This window comes from Pseudomonas khavaziana, assembly GCF_019145205.1.
GTDB lineage: Bacteria > Pseudomonadota > Gammaproteobacteria > Pseudomonadales > Pseudomonadaceae > Aquipseudomonas > Aquipseudomonas khavaziana.
Map to the genome: position 1 here is coordinate 779,552 of NZ_JAHSTT010000001.1, position 16,422 is coordinate 795,973.

At 59.7% G+C, this 16,422-nt stretch carries 16 protein-coding genes; 6 read left to right on the forward strand and 10 right to left on the reverse strand.

Annotation, left to right across the window (positions count from 1 at the left end; genetic code table 11):
• Nucleotides 1–4 precede the first annotated feature (4 nt).
• Together KVH01_RS03545 and KVH01_RS03550 are read left to right on the forward strand one after the other, a co-directional pair.
• The gene (locus KVH01_RS03545) at nt 5–1,234 is read left to right on the forward strand and encodes a Zn-dependent hydrolase (RefSeq protein ID WP_217880471.1); all 1,230 of its coding nucleotides are present in this window, start codon (nt 5–7) and stop codon (nt 1,232–1,234) included.
• An 11-nt stretch (nt 1,235–1,245) separates the two neighbouring features.
• The gene (locus tag KVH01_RS03550; RefSeq protein WP_217880472.1) at nt 1,246–2,283 is read left to right on the forward strand and encodes a histone deacetylase family protein; all 1,038 of its coding nucleotides are present in this window, start codon (nt 1,246–1,248) and stop codon (nt 2,281–2,283) included.
• Nucleotides 2,284–2,352: 69 nt separating this feature from the next.
• On the opposite strand, the gene KVH01_RS03555 is transcribed toward KVH01_RS03550, so the two are convergent.
• Nucleotides 2,353–2,655 carry a type II toxin-antitoxin system RelE/ParE family toxin gene (locus KVH01_RS03555; protein WP_217880473.1) on the reverse strand — a complete coding sequence of 101 codons (303 nt, stop codon included), beginning with the start codon at nt 2,653–2,655 and terminating at the stop codon, nt 2,353–2,355.
• On the reverse strand, nt 2,652–3,056 hold the full coding sequence (locus tag KVH01_RS03560; RefSeq protein ID WP_225924005.1) for a ribbon-helix-helix domain-containing protein: 405 nt from the start codon (nt 3,054–3,056) through the stop codon (nt 2,652–2,654). Before KVH01_RS03560 ends, KVH01_RS03555 begins: the two co-directional genes overlap by 4 nt.
• A 210-nt stretch (nt 3,057–3,266) precedes the next feature.
• On the opposite strand from KVH01_RS03560, the gene KVH01_RS03565 reads away from it, so the two are divergent.
• Nucleotides 3,267–4,169: a LysR family transcriptional regulator gene (locus KVH01_RS03565; protein ID WP_043046437.1), complete on the forward strand. Its 903-nt coding sequence runs from the start codon at nt 3,267–3,269 to the stop codon at nt 4,167–4,169.
• Here KVH01_RS03565 and KVH01_RS03570 read toward each other — a convergent pair.
• Nucleotides 4,161–4,916: a substrate-binding domain-containing protein gene (locus KVH01_RS03570; RefSeq protein WP_217880474.1), complete on the reverse strand. Its 756-nt coding sequence runs from the start codon at nt 4,914–4,916 to the stop codon at nt 4,161–4,163. The genes KVH01_RS03565 and KVH01_RS03570 overlap by 9 nt on opposite strands.
• Complete coding sequence (gene tcuC / locus KVH01_RS03575) at nt 4,913–6,220, reverse strand: MFS transporter (protein ID WP_043046441.1); 1,308 nt, start codon at nt 6,218–6,220, stop codon at nt 4,913–4,915. Before tcuC ends, KVH01_RS03570 begins: the two co-directional genes overlap by 4 nt.
• A 197-nt stretch (nt 6,221–6,417) precedes the next feature.
• Here tcuC and KVH01_RS03580 point away from each other — a divergent pair, with 197 nt between their 5' ends.
• Nucleotides 6,418–6,561 (forward strand): hypothetical protein, encoded by a 144-nt coding sequence (locus tag KVH01_RS03580; protein WP_173664474.1) that lies wholly within the window; start codon nt 6,418–6,420, stop codon nt 6,559–6,561.
• A gap of 163 nt (nt 6,562–6,724) precedes the next feature.
• Here KVH01_RS03580 and KVH01_RS03585 read toward each other — a convergent pair whose 3' ends face one another.
• Both KVH01_RS03585 and KVH01_RS03590 read right to left on the reverse strand, forming a co-directional pair.
• Nucleotides 6,725–7,162 carry a hypothetical protein gene (locus tag KVH01_RS03585; RefSeq protein WP_217880475.1) on the reverse strand — a complete coding sequence of 146 codons (438 nt, stop codon included), beginning with the start codon at nt 7,160–7,162 and terminating at the stop codon, nt 6,725–6,727.
• A gap of 1,016 nt (nt 7,163–8,178) precedes the next feature.
• A complete protein-coding gene (locus KVH01_RS03590) occupies nt 8,179–8,355 on the reverse strand; it encodes a hypothetical protein (RefSeq protein ID WP_164486643.1) in 177 nt (58 codons plus the stop codon).
• 129 nt (nt 8,356–8,484) lie between these two features.
• On the opposite strand from KVH01_RS03590, the gene KVH01_RS03595 reads away from it, so the two are divergent.
• Entirely contained in the window at nt 8,485–9,408 is a 924-nt protein-coding gene (locus KVH01_RS03595; protein WP_217880476.1) for a LysR substrate-binding domain-containing protein, read from the forward strand.
• Nucleotides 9,409–9,513: 105 nt separating this feature from the next.
• On the opposite strand, the gene KVH01_RS03600 is transcribed toward KVH01_RS03595, so the two are convergent.
• The 4 genes from KVH01_RS03600 to KVH01_RS03615 all read right to left on the reverse strand — a co-directional run bounded on the left by KVH01_RS03600 (nt 9,514) and on the right by KVH01_RS03615 (nt 14,998).
• Nucleotides 9,514–10,449 (reverse strand): LysR family transcriptional regulator, encoded by a 936-nt coding sequence (locus KVH01_RS03600; protein ID WP_217880477.1) that lies wholly within the window; start codon nt 10,447–10,449, stop codon nt 9,514–9,516.
• A 137-nt stretch (nt 10,450–10,586) separates the two neighbouring features.
• A complete protein-coding gene (locus KVH01_RS03605) occupies nt 10,587–11,774 on the reverse strand; it encodes a cyanate transporter (protein ID WP_217880478.1) in 1,188 nt (395 codons plus the stop codon).
• 91 nt (nt 11,775–11,865) lie between these two features.
• Nucleotides 11,866–13,272 (reverse strand): saccharopine dehydrogenase NADP-binding domain-containing protein, encoded by a 1,407-nt coding sequence (locus KVH01_RS03610; protein ID WP_217880479.1) that lies wholly within the window; start codon nt 13,270–13,272, stop codon nt 11,866–11,868.
• Nucleotides 13,273–13,375: 103 nt separating this feature from the next.
• Nucleotides 13,376–14,998, reverse strand: coding sequence for a 5-guanidino-2-oxopentanoate decarboxylase (locus KVH01_RS03615; protein WP_217880480.1), 1,623 nt, complete (start codon nt 14,996–14,998; stop codon nt 13,376–13,378).
• Between the two features lie 111 nt (nt 14,999–15,109).
• Between KVH01_RS03615 and KVH01_RS03620 the strand changes: the two genes are divergently transcribed.
• Complete coding sequence (locus KVH01_RS03620; RefSeq protein WP_217880481.1) at nt 15,110–15,988, forward strand: LysR substrate-binding domain-containing protein; 879 nt, start codon at nt 15,110–15,112, stop codon at nt 15,986–15,988.
• Nucleotides 15,989–16,422 lie beyond the last annotated feature (434 nt).

Here is a 16,422-nt window from a genome sequence, read left to right on the forward strand (position 1 = left end):
AGCAATGTTGAAGATTAATGGCGAGCGCCTGTGGGCCAGCCTGATGGCCATGGCCGAGATCGGCGCTACCGCACGCGGCGGCAGCTGCCGCCTGGCGTTGAGCGCCGAAGACAAGGCCGGTCGCGAGCTGTTCAGTCACTGGTGTAAAGCCGCTGGCCTGACGTTGAGCGTGGATGCCATCGGCAACCTGTTCGCCCGTCGCGCGGGTACCGACAATGGCGCCGCCCCGGTAATGATCGGCAGCCATCTCGATACCCAGCCCGAAGGCGGGCGCTTCGATGGCGTATACGGCGTATTGGCTGGCCTGGAGGTGATTCGCAGCCTCGACGACCACGGCATCCAGACGCGCAAGCCCCTGGAAATTGCGGTGTGGACCAACGAAGAGGGTGCGCGTTTCACCCCGGCGATGCTGGGCTCGGCGGTCTTCACCGGCGCCCTCGCGCTGGACAAGGCGCTGGCGACCACCGACGGTGATGGCGTCAGCGTGGACGAGGCGTTGCGCGCCACCGGCTATAACGGTGAGCGTGCATTGGGTGGGGCGGTGGACGCCTATTTCGAAGCACATATCGAGCAAGGCCCGATCCTGGAAGACAACGCCAAAACCATCGGCGTGGTGACCGGCGGCCAGGCGATTCGTTGGCTCGATGTACGGGTCGAAGGCATGGCAGCCCATGCGGGCACCACGCCGATGGCGTTGCGCAAAGACGCGTTGTACGGCGCCGCAAAAATGATCCAGGCCCTGGAAAACCTCGCTGCCGATTTTGCCCCGCAAGGCCTGACCACCGTGGGTGAGCTGAACATCGTCAAGTCGTCGCGCAACACCATTCCTGGTGTGCTCGACTTCACTGTGGATCTGCGCCATCACCGCGACGCCGCTATCGACGCCATGGAGCAGCAAGTGCGCGCACGCCTGCAGGCGATAGCCGACAACCGTGGCCTGAGCGTAACCATCACACCGCACTGGATCAGCCCGGCCACGCCGTTCGATGCTGAGTGCGTGGCCTGTGTGCAAGCGTCGGTGGACGCCTTGGGTTACAGCCAGCAGAGCATTGTCAGCGGCGCCGGCCACGACGCCATTCACCTGGCGCGCTATTGCCCGACTGCGATGATCTTCATCCCCTGCGTCGGTGGCCTGAGCCACAACGAAGCCGAAGACGTGTTGCCTGAAGACGTGCGCCAGGGCACTGATGTATTGCTCAACGCCGTGTTGAAACGCGCCGGCCGGGTTCAGTAAGGAATATTCTTATGCGTACATTCTTTCACCCCGAACAACTGCTGCATTACCCACGCAGCTACTACTCTCGTGGCCAGATGCGCACGCCACAGGAGGTCCCCGAGCGTGCGCGCAATTTGCTGCTGGCCGCGCAAACCCTGGGCTTTAATATCCAGCAACCGGTCGACTACGGCATGGCGCCGCTGCTCGCCGTACACGGCGCGGCATACCTGGATTTTCTCCAGGAGGCTCACCAGCGCTGGAAGGAAATCCCCGAAGACTGGGGCGACGAAGTCATGTCCAACATCTTCGTACGCGAGCCCAACGCCCTGCGCGGCATTCTTGCCCAGGCGGCACGTTACCTGGCCGATGGCAGTTGCCCGGTCGGTGAGCTGACCTGGCGCTCGGCTTATTGGTCAGCCCAGAGCGCGGTTGCCGCTGCCCAGGCCATCCTCGATGGCGCACCTGCCGCCTACGCCTTGTGCCGCCCACCGGGCCATCACGCCCGCTTCGATGCGGCAGGCGGCTTCTGTTACATCAATAACGCGGCGGTGGCTGCGCAAGCGTTGCGTCAGGGCTTCCAGCGCGTCGCGGTGCTCGACACCGACATGCACCACGGCCAAGGCATCCAGGAGATTTTCTACCAGCGCGATGACGTGCTCTACGTGTCTATCCATGGCGATCCGACTAACTTCTATCCAGGGGTGGCCGGCTTTGCCGAGGAAAAAGGCGATGGCGCAGGCTTAGGATTCAACCTCAACCTGCCCATGCCCCATGGTGCCAGCGAAGCGCTGTTTTTCGAAAAGCTGGAACTGGCCCTGACAGCGGTGAAGGACTTCTCGGCGGATGTGCTGGTGTTGTCACTGGGTTTCGATATTTATGAGCTGGACCCGCAAAGCAAGGTCGCGGTGACGCGGGAAGGCTTTGCGCGGCTGGGGCAGTGCATTCGAGGGCTGGGGTTGCCGTGCTTGATCGTGCAGGAGGGGGGGTATCACCTGGAGACGCTGGACAGTAATGCGCAGGCGTTTTTCAGTGCGCCAGCGGCTTGGGAGAAGTTATCAGGCGATTAAGCGCTAAAAGCCTGCCGATCAGTTTTCAGCAGGCTTCTCATCCGTCAGTGGGCGCTCGCTTCCTTCATCCTACAACAATGCCGTGTAGTCTTGCCCGCCATAAAACACACCCACTATCGACACCGTTTCGCATTCAGGCCTCACCCTGAACGCGATGATGGTGCTGCGACGATAGTGCGTGATGCGCAAGCCGGTAAGCAGGTCGTCACGGCGCGCGCCACGCAAGGGGAACAGGCCAAGGCTTTCACAGTAGTTGACGAGGTTGTCGATAAATCGCGCCGCTATCGAGGGGGAGCCGACATCGCTGATGTAGTCTTCAAGGGCATCGAGTTGCGCCAGGACTTCAGGCGAAAAAACTACCGAGTAGCTCACGCGTTCCCGGTGCCTTTGCGCTGACGTCTGGCTGCCATATGCTCGCGAACCTGTTCTGCGGATAACCCGCGCGCAGGCTGTGCCTCAAGAGCGGTCGCTGCCGGGATGACTTCGTCCCTCAGCCAATCTTCCATGGCACGGTCACGTGCCAGCAGCACCCGCAATCCGTCGCGAATCACTTCGCTTTCGCTGGCATATTCGCCGGCAGCTACCTTGGCTTTGACCAGGGCCGCCATTTCAAGGGGCAAGGTGATGCTCATTTGCTGGGTTGAGCGCATTGGGATGTCCGCCAGAGGTGAGTAGGATTCAATCCTACTTGACCATTGGCGCGATGCAAGAAGCAGTTGATCAATGCCGATATCCGGCGCCTCGCCGTCCATCCAGAAGGGGTAGGTTTGCATAAGTGGCTGCGTCTCCATTTGTGTGGGTCAGGCCGCAAGTATTGACTCGTTTTGGCGACCGCGTGGCCGTAGGTGGCCGATAAGCTGCTGAAATGTATGACTTGATATCTGTAACAGGGTTATCTCGGCAAACCGGCTCCGGCTCGCATGGCATCCCATCGGCTCCCATACGATAATGCTCGCCATCCCGACCACTTTGGCCTGTCTCCCGTGATCATCAACTTCGACCTCAACGACCTCCAAGCCTTCCGCGCCGTGGTAGACAAGGGCAGTTTCCGTGGCGCCGCAGAGGCCATCCGTATCTCGCAGCCGGCCCTCAGCCGGCGTATCGAGAAGCTTGAATCTGCCCTTGATGTAAAGCTGTTCGAGCGCACCACGCGCCGGGTCAGCCTGACCATGGTCGGTCGTGCATTCTTGCCCCAGGTGGAGCGCATGCTCGATGACCTGGACATCGCCCTGATGGGCATCAGTAACGTCGCGTCGACGCGCATGGGCAACGTCACCATCGCCTGTGTGCCATCCACCGCCTATTACTTCATGCCCCACGTGATCTCCGAATTCCACAAGCTGTATCCGAAGATTCGCCTGCGGGTGCTGGATGCCAGTGCTGGTGAGGTGAGCAATGCGGTGGCCAGTGGCGAGGCGGACTTTGGCGTGAGTTTCAGCGGCAGTCTGGCCGATGAAGTGGAGTTCGAACTATTGCTGCAGGAGCGTTATGTGCTCGCCTGTCGTCGTGACCATCCGCTGGCCGCACGTGAGAGCGTGACGTGGACCGAAGCCTACGAACACGACTACATCACCGTGGACAAAACCTCGGGCAACCGTTTCCTGCTCGACCAGGCCCTGCGTGGCGTGCGCGTGAAAAAGCCGAGTATCTGCGAGACTCACCACGTGACCACGATGATCGGGCTGGTAGAGGCGGGGTTGGGCGTGGCGATGGTGCCGTCGATTGCGATGCCGGCGTGCGAGCACCCGATTCTGGTGAGTGTGCCCTTGGTAGAGCCGCAGGTGATGCGCAACGTAGGCTTGATCAAGCGCCGCGGGCGGACATTGCCGCCAGCGGCGCTGGAGTTGGAGCGATTGGTGCGGGAGATGCCGTTTCGGTCAGCGTGACACCGAGTCCAGGCCGGTGGATTGCACCACCGGTTGAGCTTGCGGCGAGGCCATGAACTGCAGCAGCGCCTTGGCCTCTTCGGGGTGTTCGGCGTTGACCGGAATGCCCGCCGCAAAGCGTGTCACCGACTGCACGTTTTCCGGGATCTTGCCGACAAACGTCACACCCTTGACCGGCAACAATTCAGCCACCTGTTGCAAGCCGACTTCGTAGTCACCCTTGGCTACCTGCTCGCCCACCGGCACGCGTTCGATCATGGTGCCTTTGGCCGGCATACCGAGTTTCTTGAACAGCTCCTTCTCGACATAGACACCGCTGGCACTGTCCGAATACGCCACGGATTTAGCCTTGCTCAGCACGGCCTTGAGTTCGGCATCGGTATTGATTGCAGGTTTCGCCGCGCCTTCTTTCACCACCAGCCCAATCCGCGAATCCGCCAGTTCCACGCGGGATGCGGGGTCGACCTTGCCCTGTTTGATCAGCTCGTCCAGTGCGTAGCCGACCATGATCACCACATCGGCATGTTCGCCACGGGCCAGGCGGTTGGGAATCGCTTCCGGCGACTTGCCCATGGAGGGGCCGAGGATGGTGTCGAGGGTGTCACCGCTTTGCTTGGCGTATTGCGGGCCGAGCAACTTGTAGGCAGCGGTGAAGCCACCAGAGGTCATTACCTTGAGTTCTTCGGCCTGGGCCGCCAGCGCCAGGGTACCGAGGGCCAGTGCGGCCAGGGTATTGAAAAGCTTCATTGCACAGCCTCCTGCATGACTTGACCACGGGTATTGGCGCGGCGATACAACGCCAGGGTGGAGCACAGGGCGCAGAGCGCAGCGAACATCATCCAGTAAGCCGGCGATGCCTTGTCTTCGGTGATGTGAATGAACCAGGTGGAAATCGCCGGCGTGAACCCACCGAAGATCGCCGTTGCCAGGCTATAGGCCAGGGAGAAGCCCGCCACGCGCACTTCCACTGGCATGATTTCGGTCAGCGCAGGGATCATGGCGCCGTTGTACATGCCGTACAGGAACGAGAACCACAACAGGGTTTCGAGCATGTGCACAAAGCTCGGTGCATTGACCACGTACGACAATGCCGGGTAGGCGGTGATCAAGGTCAGTGCGGTCATCGCCACCAGTACTGGCTTGCGGCCGAAGCGGTCGCTCAGGGTGCCCCCGATCGGTAGCCAGACAAAGTTCGACACAGCCACCAATAGCGTCACCAGCAGGGCATCGGAGGTGCTCAGGTGCAGAACGGTCTTGCCGAAGGTCGGCGCGTACACCGTGATCAGGTAGAACGCCGTAGTGGTCATGGCCACCATCAGCATGCCGCCAATCACCATGGTCCAGTTCGAGGCCAGGGTCGCCAGCACTTCGCGCATGGTTGGGCGATGCTTGCGGTTGGCGAACTCTTCAGTTTCCTGCAGGTTGCGGCGCAGCACGAAGATGAACGGGATGATCACGCAGCCGAGGGCAAACGGAATGCGCCAGCCCCAATCGGCTACTACCGCCGGCTCCATCCACACGTTCAGGCCGTAGCCCAGCGCGGCGGCCACCACGATGGAGATCTGTTGGCTGCCCGACTGCCAGCTGGTGTAGAAGCCTTTGCGGCCCGGCGTGGCCATTTCGGAAAGGTAAACCGACACACCGCCCAATTCCGCACCGGCGGAGAAGCCTTGCAGCAGGCGGCCCACCAGCACCAGCGCCGGGGCCCACAGGCCGATGGTTTGATAACCCGGCACCAGCACGATCAGCAGGGTGCCGCTGGCCATGATCGCCAAGGTCACAATCAGGCCCTTACGACGACCCACATCATCAATGTAGGCCCCCAGGATGATTGCGCCCAGGGGACGCATCAGGAAACCCGCGCCGAACACGGCAAAGGTCATCATTAATGACGCAAACTCATTAGCCGCCGGGAAGAACGCGGCAGCGATATAGGTGGCGTAGAAACCGAATAGGAAGAAGTCGAACTGTTCGAGGAAGTTGCCCGAAGTAACGCGCAATACCGCGCCCACTTTCGAACTGGCAGCGTCGGGCCGGGAAGGGCTAGTCATGGTTTTGTGTCTCCAGCGTTCTTTTTAAAGTGCTTGTTTCGCTTAAGACTTGGGATAGTGGCTGACACATTTAGAAATGATAAGTGACAAATTTGGATGGATTGATGCGCGCTGGCTATCAATCAGTGCCTCCGTCAAAAGACCTGCCTTGTTCTATACTTGAGCCTGTGTCCAATTCTTACGGATGGGAGGTGGTAATGGCTGACGAACAGAAACGGCAGAATGAGTCGGAGCGCGAACAACCCCGGCGACAGGAGGAGGAAAAACCGCAGACCTGGAAGCATCCCGATGATGGGACTGAGCTTTCCGAGCGGGACCAGGAGCGTCCGCTGAAACCCTGAGTACCCATCCAGTCAAAAAAATTGAGAGCGACGTTGTAGGTGTGGGGGGGGGGCGTCAAAGTGCCTTCGCTCTCATATATGACCGATGCAAGGGGTATATTTATATTTCGTTTTCCTCGAAGTTGAAGATAAACGCTTTATTTATGCGGGTGGCAAATAATTATTATTTTTTATATTTTACGTCGCTTTTAAGGGAGTGTCCCTCGAACTCGCCCTCGCCATCTATTTTCTTACGTTCTTGGTTGTTTGCCGGGTTAACTGCAACAAAATTGAAAGATATTTTGATAGAAGCTTCGTTCGAGGAAACTGATAACACATTCACCGTTCCTCCTTTTTCATCGGCATGCCAGCTGTTTGCCCTCCCGGGATTGAACCACGCGCCGACTCTGGTATCTCTATTGATTGCATGCTCGCCAATAGAGATATTTGTGGGGAATGTAAAATACAAACCTTTGAACATGAATCCTCCTTCTGGACCACCTACTACAAAAGAGTTCGTGTCGGCCTCATAGATAACTGAGTCAGCCACCCACCGTTCAGTGTCACCTTCGATATCGGCTTCTAAGCGACCTGTAGTTGCGCGTTTTTCGATAGTCGTCATGATGGAGTTCTCATCAGTGTCAGTAGTATTTAACAGCCTTTTTCGTGATTAATGAATAATACTAATGTCAGTGAAAATCTACTGTCAGATTTAACAGTAAATCGATTCAGTTGATTTGTGGGAGTGCCACCACATCTTCGATGTGACGCTGTCGCGCAGCAAACTAGGGAGCTTGCTCCAGTGGCGGCCTGATAGCCGAGGATGTTGGTTTTCGTCCTGGGTACATATCCGTTGTTTAGGTAACGGCCACCCGGCGTCCTGCCGGGTTACCCGCGGCTTCAAGCCTGCGTTCGGCCAGCGTGGTTTAACGGGGCGCCTGAGATCAAGATCAAGAGCGACTCGCTGCGCATCGCAGATACGCTGGCGGCGCTTTTGCTTTTCTGTAGGAGCGAGCTTGCTCGCGAAAAACCTGAGAACGCCGCGTTCTTTCTGCTTTCCCGCGTCATCGTTAACGACCTTCGCGGGCAAGCCCGCTCCCACAGTTGTACGCGCACGCTTCAACGATCAGGTCGGCTATAAGGCCGCCTCGCTGTGCTTTTGATCTTAGGCGCCCCGTTAAACCACGCTGGCCGCAAATCAATGTCGGATTACGGGCACACCGAGCCTGGGCGAGGTGCCGATTGGTGGGGCAAGAGCGTTTTGCTTATTTCTGCGCTTTTCAAAAGTGAGCCGCTGTAAAAGCGGAACCATAAGTGGCCGTTACCTAAGCAACGGATATGTACTCGCCCTAACAACCCAACAACCCGGTCACATCGTCGACGTGGTGCCGTCGCGCAGAACCTGGGCCGCCTCCAAAATATCCGGCATTAAGACTAAATTTTAAATATTTAAAATCAGTAGCTTACTTGAAGCTTGATAAGAGCAGCCTCGCCTGGAAGAGAGCGACGACCGAATTTCGCAACACCTTCAGAGACATTACCCACATCCCCCAATGCCTGCGTCGAGAACCGCACCCGCTTTGGCGGCCTAGTGGTCGCATTGTCGGCATTACGCCTGCGCCAGGGCCAGGAGGCCCTTCACACCAGCAGCGAGGTCGGAAACCCGGAAGCCAGCACCAGGTAAGCCACCACCGCCGCCAGGCATAAACCGACAAAAACGCGCAGCAAAGTCCTGGCGGTGGGGTGGACGATGAATTTGATGGCCCAGAGCAAAACCCCGCTGAGCAGGATGCTTAAGGCGAAAATGACCAGCACGGCGGTGTACCTGTGACCTTCAAGAGCTGATTTATAGTCTCAAAGCCTGCGGATGAACAGTGCGCACATAGACGCAGCCCCGCTGCCTTTCTAAACTGCGGCTTGTCTTGGGGAAAGGGGCAGGCGCCGATGAATCGCAATGAATTACGCAAGGCCGATATCAACCTGATGGTGGTCTTCGAAGCGCTGATGCTCGAGCGCAATGTGACGCGGGTGGCCGAGAAGCTGTTTCTTGGCCAGCCGACTATCAGTTCGGCCCTCAATCGCTTGCGCACCCTGTTCAATGACCCGCTGTTTATTCGCGTCGGCCATCGCATGGAGCCCACGGCCCGCGCCGAGGAAATTATCCAGCACCTGTCGCCGGCCCTGGATTCGCTGTCATCGGCCCTGAGCCTGACCCACGACTTTGATCCGTCCATCAGCACCATGACCTTTCGCATCGGCCTGTCCGACGACGTTGAGTTCGGCCTGCTGCCGCCGTTGCTGCGAGCCTTGCGCCAGGAAGCACCCCAGGTAGTGTTTGTGGTACAGCATGTGGATTACTGGCGTATTCCCGACCTGCTGGCTTCCGGCGATATCACCGTCGGCATCACCCAGACCCGCGGCCTGCCGGCAAACGCCAAGCGTAAGCTGTTGCGGCATATCCGCCCGTGCCTGCTGCGCGCCGATGCCTCGGATACGCCGCTGACTCTCGACGAATATTGCGCACGGCCCCATGTGCTGGTGTCCCACACTGCCAACGTGGCCGGGTTTGCCGATGAGTGGCTGGCGGAGGTGGGTCGCAAGCGTCATGTGGTGCTCTCGGTGCCGCAATACAGCTCGCTGCCGGCGTTGCTCGCCGGCACTGACATGATCGCCAGCCTGCCGGACTACACTGCCCAGGCTATGGCCGCCAGCGGGAACCTGTTCTGCGAGCCGTTTCCGTTCCAGACCCCGACACTGGACTTGTCGATGGTCTGGCTCAGTCATGTCGACACTGACCCGGCGGAGCGCTGGATGCGCTCGCGGCTTGAAGCATTCATGAGTGACCGAGGGCTTGCAGGTGCAATGTAGGAGCGAGCCTGCTCGCGAAGAGCGTCAGCGATAACGCGGGTAGCCTGGTTCAGCACGCAGTGCTTGAGTGTTTCGCGAGCAAGAACTAGGCGTCCCCCCTCGCGCCTACAAAAGGCTCTGTTCCTCACACACCCTCACCACTTGTTCACGAAACCAGGTATTGGCCCTGTCCTGCCCACTGGTTTCATTCCATTGCATATCCAGAGTGAAACCCGGCAAGCCATTCGGGGCTTCGCACACACCGAACGCCGGCGCCGGTGCCAGCAATTTTTGCACGCGGCGGGGCAGGGTGAGGATGAAGTCAGTGCCGGCAATCATCTTTAACGCCGCGCTGTAGCTGTTGGCCCGCGCGATCACCTGGCGCTTGCGGGCCTGGCGGGCGAGCCAGCCGTCGATCATGTTGGTGTCGGAGGTCCACGGCGTGGGAAATATGTGACGTCGCTCAACGTAGGATTGCAGGCTGAACGCCGGCTCCCGTGGCGCCGAGCGTTGGTCAAATACGCAGACCAGGTCGTCTTCGAGCAGCATCTGTGTCTTGAAGTCTTTATGCGCGCGGTGAAAGTGCGGACCGAAACAGATCACCAGGTCGAGGCGACCTTCACGCAGATCATCGGCGGGAATATCGGCTTCCAGTTTTTGCACATTGACGATCACCGGCAGGTCGGCGCGGTCGAAGTGCTTGAGCAGGCGCGGCAGGATCAGTTGTTCGAAATATTCCGGGGCGCATACATTGAAGGTCACCGCCTGTTGGGTCGGGTCGAAAGCCTGGCCACCAGCGTGACACAGGTTGATGCTTTCCAGGATCTTCTGCACATGCCCGTACATGGTGGTGGCCTTGTACGTGGGACGCATGCCCGCCCGCGTGTTGATAAACAGCTCATCCTCAAAGCTGGTACGCAGCTTCTTCAGGCTATAGCTCACGGTGGACTGGCTGACGAACAGCGTCTCGGATACATCGGTAACGCTGCTCTGGTCGTAGACCGCGATAAACACCATCAGGTCCTGCATGTCGAGTTTTCTGAGCAAGTTACTGTTTAGCATCGGTTTCGTCCGTAAACCCTTTGTACCGAACTCAGTACAAGACTGGGCAAAATGTTAACGGAACGCTCGTACCAATAGAAAGCTCTGTAGGACTCTTCAATGTTATGTGTGGGACAAATAATGTTTGCAATACGACGTCAGCGGATATGTCGCGCGTAATGCTTCGGATCGAAGCGGATGACGATCAGCAGCATCACCACGACCACAGCCGTCAACGACCACCAGGCCCATTCAAAACTGCCCAACTGGTCGCGGATCATGCCGGCGATCAGTGGCGACAGGCCGGCGATCAGGTAGCCAATGCCTTGTACAAACGCGGTAAGGCTACCGGCGCGTCGGGGGTTGTCGAGGTGGTCTAGAGACAGGATCAGGCTCATTGGAAACAGGCCGCCTATACCCAGGCCGAGCAGGCATGGCCACAGCAGGCTCCAATGTCCGGGGCTCAGGATAAGGCCGCAGAACCCCAGGATGATCAGCACCAGCAGCACCGCGACTACCGCGCGTTTATCCTGGCGGCGGTTGGCGATGGCCGGGGTGACCAGGCCCGAGATCACTTCCATCGCGGTCAAGAAACCCAGCAACAAGCCCGCATTCTGTTCGCTCCAGCCCTGTTCGACGTAATACGGCGCCAGCCACGCCAACACACAGGTGTAGGACGCCGTGCCGAGGCCGAAAAAAATCGCCAGCAACCAGGCGCGGCGATTGCCAAAAAAGGAGGCCTGCGCGCCTGAACCGGCTTGGGGTAACGCCGGCAAGACTGCGCGCTGGGCATGCCAGAACACCAGGGCCAGCAACGCCAGCGCTGCCCAGATTGCCAGGCCGATGCGCCAACTGCCGGTCTGCACTTGTACAAACGGTGAGAACGAGGCGGCCAGTGCGGCGCCACCCATGATTGCGGTGACGTACAGGCCCATGAACAATGAGACATTAGCGTTGAACCGCGACTTGATCAGCGCCGGCATCAACGCCTGGATCAGCGCAATGCCGACACCCGCTGCGATGGCGCTGACGATCAACTCCAATGCCGAATTCAGGAACAACCGCGACAAGGTTGCCAGCCCAATCACCAGCAGCGACAGCACAATGCTGCGATGCTCGCCCAGGCGCTTGGCCAGGCCCATGCCAAAGAACATTGCCAGGCCCATGGCCATGACTGGCAACATGGTCAGTAAGGCTGCGCTGCTGAAACTCAACGGCACATCCAAGCGGATCGACGACAATAACGGCCCCACGGCTGCCATCGACGGGCGCAGGTTAAGGGCGACCAGCACCACGCTGATCATCAGCCAGACGGCGGTGGTGGGTTTTGCCTGAACGTTTTCCATGGGCCTGCCTTGAGTGAACAAGGGCGAATCAGGCCACGGATGGGGAAGCAGGGCAAATCAGAAAGTTGCAGGGGCTATTGAAAAAAACGATTCATGCCTCTGTGAACTGTGCAAATTGCCACGGGTATTCAATGTCGTCGCGTTGTTCCGGCAGGGGCTTAATGGCCGGCCGCCAGTCGGTCTGCCGGGCAAGCACGAGGCCCAGGTACGGGTACGCCGCGTCGAGGACATGCGTATGGTCCATATCCTCGGCTTCGACAATGCCCCGGTCGGGGTTGCGCACCGCCCAGACCATTCCCGCGAACACCCCCGCGACGACTTGCAGGCTGGTGGCCGTATTGAACGGCAGCAGGGCCCGCGCCTGGTCAACCGACAGCATTGAGCCAAACCAATAGGCATTCAATGCATGCCCCATGAGCAATACTCCGAGCGCATCAATGCCGCCGTCGGCCACTTCATGACCCATTACCCGTTTGCTGCGCGGATGCTGCCAGTTGTTGCCGATCAATTCGTGGATCGACAATAATGCGTCGTCGCAACAGCGGTAGGCGTAGTGCAGCGTGGGCCGATATATCACATGGCCGTTTTCGCGCAGCGTCAGGCAATCGGCCAATGAACAGGTTTCATGGTGGGTAATCAACAGGCCCAGGCAGCTACCCTCTACAGGTGTCCAGGTCTTGACCGGCACCGTCGCGCTGGGGCGATCCAGAAAAATAGCATTTTTTTCACCATTACGATGACGTCGCGCATTTGGCGGCCAGTGTCTCTCATGGGTCCCCCACGCCAACTCTGCCGGCTGTCCGCCTTCGCTGATAAAACCGTCGACCGACCAGGTATTGACGAACTCTCCGGTTTGTTTGGGCTGGGTGGAGCGTTGCGTGTCGTGCTCGGCGATATGAATCACCTTGACCCCCATTTGCATCGACAGCCGTGCCCATTCCACGTGAGCGTTGGCGACGGGTACTGGGTGCTTCAGTTCGTCTGCCAGCCCCATGAGCCCCGCCTTGAGCAAGTGTGAGATCAGCCCGGGGTTGGCGCCATGGGCCACCACCGCCGTGGGCCCCTTGCCGAGTTTCTTGCGCAACTTGAGCATTTGCTGGCGCAAGGCGTAGTTGGTGCGTTGCTCGCTCGACAGCGTCGGGTCGGTGTAACCACCGGCCCAGGGTTCGATACAGGTGTCGAGGTACAACACACCGGCATTGGCGGCATAGGTCATCAGGGCGATGGAACTGACGTCCACGGATAAATTGAGCAGGAAGTCGCCGGGGTCGATATACCGATCCAGCAAGGCTTCGTAGTTGTCCTCGTCCAAGTGCGCCTTGATAAAGGTGATGCCGTGGGCTTCGAACCATGATGTCTGGTCAAGTACGGGCGCGATCACGGTGATGGTGCGCAGGATCAGCGTGTCCTGCTGCAGCAACAGCGGCAGTGTGGCCCTGGCGATCGAGCCAAAGCCAATCACTACCAGGTTGCCGGAAAATATCGATGCCTTAGCCATGCAGCCTCCTTGTGCATCAACGTTGTGCATGGCTTGAATATTACGGCGTCGTACTCGTGCGTCTACTGTCAGAATCGACAGGGTGGTTGGCGTGATCCACGGCTCAAATGTTCGCCTGCTGCCACCGCCCCTGATCGATTTCAATCAGCGTCGGCCCCGGGCGCTCAGCAGCCGCACGCAATGCCGCACGCAGTTGTTCGATGCCATCGATGCTTTCTGCCGCGCACCCCATTGCCTTGGCGATGCCGATGAAATCCGGGGTGTAGATGTCCACGCCCACCGGCTCGATGGCGCGGTTGAGCATGTACTTCTTGATCTCTTCATAACCCTGGTTATTCCACAACAGCACGATCACCGGTATGCGGGCTTCCACGGCGCTGGCCAGTTCCGGCAGGGTGAATTGCAGGCCGCCATCGCCGATCAGGCACACCACCGGTTGCCCGTCGCCGTGCCCCAGCCAGGCACCGATAGCTGCGGGCAGGGCGTAGCCGAGGGTGCCGTAGCCGGTGGAGGAGTTGAACCAGCGGCGTGGGTGGTCGAGGTTCAGGGTCAGGTTGGCGCTGTACACCGGCTGGGTGGAGTCGCCTACCAGCACGGCGCCGGGCAGTGCTTCCAGGATGGTGTGGAGTAACAGTGTTTGTGCGCGGGTGGCGGCATCCCAGGTGGGCGCCAGTTCGGCCCACAAACGGGCTACGCGTGCTGCGCCCCACTCGGCGTGGCGCGGTGGCAGTGGCTGGCGGTTCAGCTCGGTGAGCAAGGCCTCGGCGGCGATTGTCGCGTCGGCCACCAGCGCCACCTGGGGTGGGTAGTTGCGTACGGTCTGGTCCGGGTCGATATCGATGCGCAGCAACGCGCCGGGAATCTCGAAACCGCCGGCGAAGGTCACGTCATAGTCGGTCTCCGCCAGTTCCGTGCCGATGGCCAGCACCACATCGGCCTCGGCGACCAGGGCGCGGGTGGCCGCCAGGCTTTGGGTCGAGCCGAGCAACAAAGGATGTGCGGCAGGCAGCAGGCCTTTGGCATTGATAGTCAGGGCCATGGGGGCGCCGAGGGTTTCGGCCAGGCGGGTCATTTCTGGCGCTGCATCGATAGCACCGCCACCGGCCAGGATCAGCGGGCGCTTGGCGGCGGCGAGCAAGCGGCTCATCTGCCTGACCGTCGCCGGTGCCGCGCCGGCGCGGGCCACGTTGACCGGTGCACTGCCCAGCAGGGCATCGGCGTTCTCCACCAACACATCCAAAGGGATCTCGATATGCACCGGGCGCGGCCGACCGGCCTGGAACAGCGCAAACGCCCGCGCCAGCACGCCAGGCAATTCTGCCGCCGACATCAGGGTATGGGAGAAGGCCGCCACGCCTGCCACCAGCGCGCTCTGGCTGGGCAGCTCATGCAACTTGCCGCGCCCGCCCCCCAGTTGGCTGCGCGCCTGCACACTGGAAATCACCAGCATCGGGATCGAGTCGGCATAGGCCTGCCCCATGGCCGTGGTGATATTGGTCATGCCGGGGCCCGTGATGATGAAGCACACGCCGGGCTTGCCACTGGTGCGCGCATAACCGTCGGCCATGAAACCGGCGCCCTGTTCGTGGCGCGGGGTGATGTGACGGATACTGGAACGCGCCAGGCCACGGTACAGCTCCACGGTGTGTACGCCGGGGATGCCGAACACCTGGTCCACGCCGTAGCTTTCCAGGAGGTTGACCAATACTTCGCCGCAGGTCGCCATAGAGGTCGCTCTTGTGATGGATTCGAGACGCTATTGGAGCGGCAGGCCGGTAGCGGCAACAATCGATAAAAAGTCATACTTGCCATGTCCTCACGTCATGGCTGAACCGCGATGAAACGCCTTCCACCATTGCCCGCGTTGCACTCCTTCTGGGTCACTTCCCAGTGTTGCAACTTCACCCGTGCCGCCGAACAACTGCACATTACCCAGGGGGCGGTGAGCCGGCAGATTGCCGGGTTGGAAAGCCAGTTGGGCTATGCCTTGTTCCTGCGCCAGGCTCGGGGCTTGAGCCTGACCGAGGAGGGGCGCGAGTGGGCGTTGCGGGTACAGCAGGTGTTCGGCTTGATCAACGAGGCGGTGGAGCAAATCGGCGGGCGCCGCGAGGTCCTGCAACTCAAGGCGCCCACCTGCGTCATACGCTGGCTGCTGCCGCGCGTGTTGCAATGGCAAAAGGAGCGCCCGGACGTGCCGGTGGAACTCACCACCACAGTGGCCTATACCGTGGACTTTCATCGCGAGCGATTCGACGCGGCGGTGATCTACGCACCCATCGCCGAGCAGGCCGCCGAGGCACGGCATTTGTTCGACGAACAACTGACCCCGGTGTGTGCGCCGACGCTGCTGGCAGGCTTGCACACCCCGGTTGATCTGCAGCAACAAGTGCTGTTGCATCCCACGCGGGACGAGCGCGATTGGGCGTTGTGGTTGAAGGCGGCGGGTACGCACTTGAGTCACCTGAGCCAGGGGCCTCATTTCGAAACTTTGGACCTGGCGATGACGGTGGCATCACAAGGTTCAGGCGTGGCGATCGGTGATCGTGCGTTGATAGGCGAGGACTTGAAGGCCGGGCGCCTGGCGATGCCGTTCGAATTGCGGGTGCCTACGGGGATGGGCTATTACCTGGTGTATCCCCCGGGGAAAGTGCCTTCTGCTGGCTTGTTGGCCCTGATGGACTGGCTAGTGAGCCAGGCACAGCAGTCACAGCACTGAAGGTCCAAATGTGGGAGGGGCAAGCCCCCTCTTATCAAACTTCAAGTAAGCTACTGATTTTAAATAGTTAAAATTTAGTCTGAACGCCAGATATTTGGAGTCGGCCCAGGTTGTTGCGCGACGGCGCCACGTCGACGATGTGACCGGGTTGTTGGGTTGTTGGGGCGAGTACATATCCGTTGCTTAGGTAACGGCCGCCGTAAGGGCGGAACCAATAGCGGTCGTCACCTAAACAATGGATATGTACTCGATCCAACCGAACATCCTGGTCGGGTGTGAGGCCGCAATCGGGAGCAAGCCCCCTCCCACATGGGCCGGCGGCGTACCAGAAGTTGTCTAGATACCCATGCCCCGATAGCGGTGTGTCAGTCGCAAATAATCTGCCTGATCCACTGCTATCGGGGCAAGCCCCCTCCCACATTTTTAACCCGTTG

What these genes read in the sequence shown, in the direction of transcription:
- KVH01_RS03550 (WP_217880472.1), top strand. Translation starts at nt 1,246, where the DNA reads ATGCGTACATTCTTTCACCCCGAACAACTGCTGCATTACCCACGCAGC.
- KVH01_RS03605 (WP_217880478.1), bottom strand. Translation starts at nt 11,774, where the DNA reads ATGGAAAACGTTCAGGCAAAACCCACCACCGCCGTCTGGCTGATGATC.
- KVH01_RS03585 (WP_217880475.1), bottom strand. Translation starts at nt 7,162, where the DNA reads ATGACGACTATCGAAAAACGCGCAACTACAGGTCGCTTAGAAGCCGAT.
- KVH01_RS03615 (WP_217880480.1), bottom strand. Translation starts at nt 14,998, where the DNA reads ATGGCGACCTGCGGCGAAGTATTGGTCAACCTCCTGGAAAGCTACGGC.
- KVH01_RS03570 (WP_217880474.1), bottom strand. Translation starts at nt 4,916, where the DNA reads ATGAAGCTTTTCAATACCCTGGCCGCACTGGCCCTCGGTACCCTGGCG.
- KVH01_RS03620 (WP_217880481.1), top strand. Translation starts at nt 15,110, where the DNA reads ATGAAACGCCTTCCACCATTGCCCGCGTTGCACTCCTTCTGGGTCACT.
- tcuC (WP_043046441.1), bottom strand. Translation starts at nt 6,220, where the DNA reads ATGACTAGCCCTTCCCGGCCCGACGCTGCCAGTTCGAAAGTGGGCGCG.
- KVH01_RS03600 (WP_217880477.1), bottom strand. Translation starts at nt 10,449, where the DNA reads ATGCTAAACAGTAACTTGCTCAGAAAACTCGACATGCAGGACCTGATG.
- KVH01_RS03595 (WP_217880476.1), top strand. Translation starts at nt 8,485, where the DNA reads ATGAATCGCAATGAATTACGCAAGGCCGATATCAACCTGATGGTGGTC.
- KVH01_RS03580 (WP_173664474.1), top strand. Translation starts at nt 6,418, where the DNA reads ATGGCTGACGAACAGAAACGGCAGAATGAGTCGGAGCGCGAACAACCC.
- KVH01_RS03610 (WP_217880479.1), bottom strand. Translation starts at nt 13,272, where the DNA reads ATGGCTAAGGCATCGATATTTTCCGGCAACCTGGTAGTGATTGGCTTT.
- KVH01_RS03545 (WP_217880471.1), top strand. Translation starts at nt 5, where the DNA reads ATGTTGAAGATTAATGGCGAGCGCCTGTGGGCCAGCCTGATGGCCATG.
- KVH01_RS03560 (WP_225924005.1), bottom strand. Translation starts at nt 3,056, where the DNA reads ATGCAAACCTACCCCTTCTGGATGGACGGCGAGGCGCCGGATATCGGC.